Source organism: Bradyrhizobium sp. YR681 (assembly GCF_000282615.1).
In the GTDB taxonomy this organism is placed as follows: Bacteria; Pseudomonadota; Alphaproteobacteria; order Rhizobiales; family Xanthobacteraceae; genus Bradyrhizobium.
Window position 1 is genome coordinate 25,627 of record NZ_AKIY01000229.1, and the last position, 6,115, is coordinate 31,741.

General features: G+C 61.7%; 7 protein-coding genes. 4 read left to right on the forward strand and 3 right to left on the reverse strand.

Translation table 11 applies throughout. From position 1 onward, the window contains the following. Positions 1-28: 28 nt before the first annotated feature. Positions 29-1,003, reverse strand: a complete 975-nt coding sequence (locus PMI42_RS24600; RefSeq protein ID WP_008139087.1) for an alpha/beta fold hydrolase — start codon at positions 1,001-1,003, stop codon at positions 29-31. 126 nt (positions 1,004-1,129) lie between these two features. Between PMI42_RS24600 and PMI42_RS24605 the strand changes: the two genes are divergently transcribed. Further along, on the forward strand, positions 1,130-1,753 hold the full coding sequence (locus tag PMI42_RS24605; protein ID WP_008139090.1) for a TetR/AcrR family transcriptional regulator: 624 nt from the start codon (positions 1,130-1,132) through the stop codon (positions 1,751-1,753). A gap of 41 nt (positions 1,754-1,794) precedes the next feature. Here PMI42_RS24605 and PMI42_RS37535 read toward each other — a convergent pair whose 3' ends face one another. Further along, positions 1,795-2,532 (reverse strand): hypothetical protein, encoded by a 738-nt coding sequence (locus PMI42_RS37535; RefSeq protein WP_050994409.1) that lies wholly within the window; start codon positions 2,530-2,532, stop codon positions 1,795-1,797. An 83-nt stretch (positions 2,533-2,615) separates the two neighbouring features. Between PMI42_RS37535 and PMI42_RS24615 the strand changes: the two genes are divergently transcribed. After that, positions 2,616-3,074 (forward strand): hypothetical protein, encoded by a 459-nt coding sequence (locus PMI42_RS24615; protein WP_008139094.1) that lies wholly within the window; start codon positions 2,616-2,618, stop codon positions 3,072-3,074. A gap of 20 nt (positions 3,075-3,094) precedes the next feature. Here PMI42_RS24615 and PMI42_RS24620 read toward each other — a convergent pair whose 3' ends face one another. Continuing rightward, a complete protein-coding gene (locus PMI42_RS24620; RefSeq protein ID WP_008139095.1) occupies positions 3,095-3,847 on the reverse strand; it encodes a GntR family transcriptional regulator in 753 nt (250 codons plus the stop codon). A 125-nt stretch (positions 3,848-3,972) separates the two neighbouring features. Between PMI42_RS24620 and PMI42_RS24625 the strand changes: the two genes are divergently transcribed. Next, the gene (locus PMI42_RS24625) at positions 3,973-5,361 is read left to right on the forward strand and encodes an MFS transporter (protein WP_008139097.1); all 1,389 of its coding nucleotides are present in this window, start codon (positions 3,973-3,975) and stop codon (positions 5,359-5,361) included. Next, positions 5,358-6,115: FAD-dependent oxidoreductase (locus PMI42_RS24630; RefSeq protein WP_008139099.1), on the forward strand; the 758-nt coding region annotated here is incomplete at its 3' end. The genes PMI42_RS24625 and PMI42_RS24630, both read left to right, overlap by 4 nt.

The window sequence follows — 6,115 nt, forward strand, 5'->3', positions numbered from 1 at the left end:
CGGTCGCCCGCCCGAACATTGCAGCCCCCTAAGCTATCGCGCGCATGATCGCCGCACGCGCCTGCCGTCCCTCCGGCGTCGGCATCAGCGCATAATTGTGCGGCTGGTCGCGCAGCAGATGCAACTCGACGGACACGCCAACCGCCCTCGCCCGCTCCGCGAGATCGACGCTGTCAGGATAGAGCAGATCGCGCGTGCCCGAAAAGATCGTCATCGGCGCCAGCGCGCGGAAGGTGCCGTTGAGCGGGCTGACGAAGGGATGGCCGATGTCGAGCGCGCCGGCATAGAGGTGCCCGGCCTCGACGATCCCCGGAATGTCCTGAATGGGATCGCGGCGCGCGATCTCCTTTTGCTCGGGACGGCTGACCGATGCATCGGCCGCAGGCGAGATCAAGATCAACCGGCTCGGCTGCCGATGCCCGCGATCGCGCAGCCATTGGCACGCAGCGAGCGCAAGGCTGGCTCCGGCCGAATTGCCGACCACCGTGACCTTTGCGGACCCCGCATCCTCGAGCAGCATCCTGAGCAGCTCGGCCGTCGCTGGCACGACATCCTTGGCGGTGGCGCGCGGTGCCAGCGGATAGATCGGCACGACGCACACGACACGCGCCTTTCGCGTCATCTGCCCAACGAAGCGCCAATGCGCCGGCACGATCTCGTTGATGAAGCCGCCGCCATGCAGGAACATGACGTAGTTGCAGCCCTCGTGCCCCGACGACGGCGCGGTGTAATAGACCGGCCATCCGCCCATTTTCGTCAAGATCGCCTCGACGCCGCGCCCGAGCCCCGTCGACTCGAACGAAACAGGCTCCAGCGCGAGCTTCTGCACATGCGCGTGCACGGCCTCGGCGGATGCGAGTTGCGCCTTGTAAGGAAGCAGTCCGAGCAGCAGGTTAAAGAGGCGGCTTTGCAGGCTCGGCCCGGGATCGCGCGGCGTCCGCGCCCCGAACACGCAGCCGCCCGGGCAGAATTGCAAAGCCGACACAAGTCTTGCAACGCTCATGGTCAGATCCCCACCTGGCTCGGCATCCCATATGGCGACAAGGAGCCCTTGCCGACAGGGTGCCGGATGCGACTATAATGCGAGTGATCACTCGCTTTTTCTACTCGCATTCGGGATCGCAAACCCATGGCGCGCACGCCGCCGACAAAGCCCCGGAAAAACGCACTGCAGGCGCGATCCCGCGCCACCGTCGACGCGCTGGTCGAGGCCACTGCTCGCATTCTGGTCCGCGACGGCTTTGAGAAGACCAGCACCAACCGCATCGCCGAGATCGCCGGCGTCAGCGTCGGCTCGCTCTACCAATACTTCCCCAGCAAGGAGGCCCTCGTCGCCGCCGTGATCGACCGTCACAACGACGAGATCATGGGCCTCGTCCGCACGACCCTGGTGGAAGTCGCCGACTTACCCGTCGACAAGGCCGTACGAAAACTCGTCACCGTCGCCATCGAAGCCCACCGCATCAACCCGAAACTGCATCGTGTCCTCGCCGAGCAGATCCCGCGCACCGGCCAACTCGCCGACGTCGAAGCCTTCAACCGCGAAATCCACACGCTGGTGCGCGCCTATCTCGAAAGCCGTCGCAAGGAGATGCGCAAGGTGGACGTCGATGTCGCGACCTTCATCTGCGTCAGCACGATCGAGGCGGTGGCGCACAACACGGTGCTGGACCATGCGGAGGTGCTGTCGGAGAAGATGGTGCGGACGCTGGTGGATGAGACGACAAAGATGGTGGTGGGGTATTTGAGGTAGGTGACCTGGCCCGCCCCTGAACAGGAGATAAGTAACTGCTACTATAGCTTCGCAGATTTCATTAACGGCAAATCGACGAGTTTTATGCCTGTCTCGGCAGCGACGCTGTTCCAGTATAACGCAAGCCAACGCACCTTCTCATAGTGGGCTGGTTCATAGATCGATCGCGCTAGTGCGTCCTCGATACCCGTCCGCATTTTAGCAATGGTTGCCTCCGCATCGTTCATAACTTCCAGCTTTCGAAGCGCATTGAGGAAATCGATGAACGGAGGTCCGTCGTTGGCGAGCGAGATCTTTGGAGGCAAATCCCACCTATCGGCTTCTTTTTTAAACTCTCCGTGAGAGAGGTCGCTGTGCGTCTCCGCATCGATTAGCACCCTTGGTACCCGCGCAATGCTCGACTCCATGCTGTACGCTTTGATCAAAGCGGGACCAAGGACGACCTTGGGCGAGTGGTACAAGAGACCTTTGGCGAAGCCGCCGCGGACAAAAATGCCGTCTTCCAAAAGCGATACACTCGCATGCGCCACCGCTACCAACAGATGACAGAGCCCGCCGATCGACGCGCCTTCTGACATTACTATACAATCCGAAAACGTCTGAGCCTGAAAGTCATCCGGCTCAAACTGCTGATATAGAGAATGACGATCAGCGATTTCTTCGATTGCGGAAATTAATGCCGCTGCTTTGTCTGCCGCAGACACAGACTCTGTAACAATGTTCTTGAAGCCAAGTATGTCCAAGAAGGCCACATATCGAACTGTATATTGCTTATCCATTGGAGGCAGCGAATGAGATGGGTACAATTTCTGATAGCATAACGCACAAGACAGTTCTCGCCTAGATTACCCTGAGGGATCGTATGGCTGATTCTAATTTCCAGAGAGTTGGTGCGGAGCACAATGCAGGCGTGGGACGCAGCTTTGAGGCAATGGCGCAGACCTTCTTCAAGGCTACCGAGGATATCGATCTGGTCGAAAGATTTCCCGTTGAGATAGGAGTTTCAACCAAAAAAAAGGTGCACCGATTCGACCTTGGGAGCAGGTCGCCGGCGCTCCTAATTGAGTGCAAGTCGCATACGTGGACTGAAACCGGTAACATGCCTTCGGCAAAGATGACTGTCTGGAACGAAGCTATGTATTACTTTCTCATCGCCCCCCAAGAATTTCGGAAAGTTTTGTTCGTATTGAAGCACCACAATCTGCGGCGCGACCTAACCTTAGCGTCCTACTACCTGAGAACTCACTCGCACATGGTACCGGACGGCGTAGAGGTTTGGGAGTTCGATACCGACGCCTTGTCGGGTGAAAGACTTCGCTGAGCTAGAAATTCCAGACACCCTCATTCCTTCAACATCGCAATCGGATGATCCAGCGCAATATCCAATTCGCTGCTCACCCCTCTCGTCATCACATCCTGTATCCGCTGCCGCCCCAAATCCGCATGCGTTCGCCCCAGGGCATCCGCCTTGTCCGCATCCCTGTCCCTGATCGCCGCGACCATCGCGATGTGCTCCGTCAGGATCGTATTCATGTGCTTCTGATACGCAGCGCGCGAAGCGAAGTGCTCCACATTGTAGGCGAGATAGGCGATGCGCAGCGCGAGCGTGAGGAGGTGGAGGTAGTTGCGCTCGATCAGCTTGTTGCCGCAGGCGGCGGCGATCAGCGCGTGAAACCGCCAATTGCTCTCGTTCATCTCATCCGCGCGGCCCGCCGCTTCATGTTGTTCGAATGCCATCCGCTCGGCATCGATCTCGGCGAGCTGTGCATCGGTCCGGCGTAGCGCCGCCCATCTGGTGACGAGCCGCTGGGTGATATCGAGCGCCTCGAACATCTCGCGAAGGTCATCCCAGTTGAGGCTCGCGACGCTGGCGCCGCGGTTCGGCAGCAGCACCACCAGCGATTCCGAGGCGAGCCTGACGAGCGCTTCGTGCACGGGTGTTCGCGAGAGCCCCAGCCTTGCCGCGAGGACCGCCTCATCGAGCGGCGTGCCGGGGCGCAGGGTGAGCGACACGATCTCGCGCCGGAGAGCCGTGTAGGCGAACTCGACGCCCTTCCCCTTGCCCGGCGGCGGAGGTGGTCTGCTGGCCATCATGAAATATCTTGCCTTGTTTTATTCATCGTGCATAAACTGTGCATACACGGTCCATCCTATCACGGGAGCCGTGCGATGCGAGGGCGACTGCCGGGCCGTTTTCGCGCAAGCAAAGGATCTCGTCCATGAGCATCACTGCCCAAGGGCTCGTTGCCCGCATAGACCGGCTACCTCCCTCCCGCTTCCACATTCAAGTCCTTATCATTGCTGGGCTTTCACTGTTCTTCGACACGCTGGACACGGCCGTCACCGGCTTTGCCTTCGCAGCTTTTCGAACCGAATGGAACCTCGGCCCGCTCGCGCTCGGCGTCACCTCGGCGATCGGCCTGAGCGGCTATTTGCTCGGCTCCCTCCTCGTCGGCTTCGTCGCCGACCGGTTCGGCCGCAAGGCCGTGATGACCTGGAGCCTCGGCCTCTACTCGCTGTTCTCGGCCTCCCGCGCGCTGGCCCCCGGCATCGAAATCTTCTGCCTGCTGAACTTCTTCACATGGATCTTCGTCGGCATGGAGAGCTGCGTGGTGCCGCCTTATCTGGCGGAGCTGTGGCCCTCGCGGCTGCGCGGCCGCTTCAACGGCTGGATGATGGCGTTCTTCGCAATCGGTATCGCCCTGTCGCCGGTGTGGGCGCTGCTGCTGATCCCGACAGTCGGCTGGCGCTGGACGCTCGCGCTCACCTTCCCGTTCGCGCTGCTGATCGGCCTGATGAGGACCTTCCTCCCCGAAAGCCCGCGATGGCTGGTGAGCCAGGGCCGCACCGAGGAAGCTGAAAAGATCGTCGCGTCGATCGAAGCGCAGGTGGCGCGGTCGAACGGCGGCACGCTTCCGCCTGTCGTTCCGATCCCGATGCCCGTCACCCGCCCGGTCAGCCGGCGCGAGATCGTCGCCCCGGCCATCCTGCCTGTCACCATCATGCTCTGGATGGTCTGGTTCACCGAGTACGGCGTGCTCTACACCTTCCAGTCCGTGCTTCCGACCTTGCTCGCGATGGACGGTTTCTCGATCGTGCGATCGACCGAGTTCACCGTCGTGATCTTTTCCGGCTTCATCCCCGGCTATATCGGCGCGGGCTACTTCCTCGATCTGGTCGGCCGGAAGTACTGGCTGATGATCTGCTTTGCCGGGATCGGAATCTCCAGCACGCTGTTCGGCCTCGCGAACACGCCCACGACGATCATGGCTTGTGCATGGTTCACCGCCTTCTTCCTCGGCAACGGGTCGACCTGCATCTACACCTACACGCCCGAGCTCTATCCGACCGAGATCCGAACGACGGCGATGGGCATGGCCTCGGCCTGGGGCCGCGTTGGCGGCATCCTGCTGCTGCTGGCGTTCGGCATCTTCGCCGTGCTGCACGGCCGGCTCGCGCTCTTCCTGGTGAGCGACGGCCTCTTGATCGCCAGCATCATCGTGGTGGCGCTGGTCGGCCCCAACACCAAGGGCAAGACGCTCGAGGCAACGTCGGCGGCGCGTGACGTTGCAGCGCCGGCAAACGCCGTCGAGGCACCGGCCGAATGACACGTACAGCGATGATTGCCGGGGCCGGCTATGCCGGCCTCGCCGCGGCGGCCGTGCTGGCACGCGCAGGCTGGCGCGTGACCGTCTACGAGGCCGATCCCGAGCCAAGAAGCGTCGGCGCCGGCCTTTATGTCCACGGTTTCGTCCATGACGCCCTTCGCAAGACCGGTGCCTACGACGATTTCATGCGTGGAGCATTCAAACCTGCCGCGCATTGCGTCTATATCGACGGCGCGCGGCAATCGAATGCATCCACCGACGGAAACATCACCACCACGACCCGGGCGGCTCTTCATGTCGCGCTGATCGATGCGGCAAGACGCGCCGGAGTGAGCATCATCGGCGGATCGCGCGCCGTTGCGGCGGATCCGCGTGGCGCGTTGATCCTCGCAGACGGCACCCGGCTCGCAGCCGATCTGGTCATCGCCGCCGACGGCGTGAGATCGACCATCACCCAAACCCTGGACATTCCGATCACGCGCGTCGCGCACCAGGACGGCATCACGCGGATCCTTCTCGATCGCGACGGACTGCGCGACGACAAATGGAACAGCATTCACGACTTCTATGATTACCGCGGACGTCCGTTGCGGGTGCTCTACACACCGTGCGGCGCGGACGCCTTCTATTTCTGCCTGATGGCGCCCATCACCGATCTCGAAGCGGCGTCCGTTCCGATCGCCGGCGCACTCTGGACTGCGCGCTTTCCCGATCTCGCGCCGGCATTGCGGCGGGTCGGCAATTCCGGCCGCCA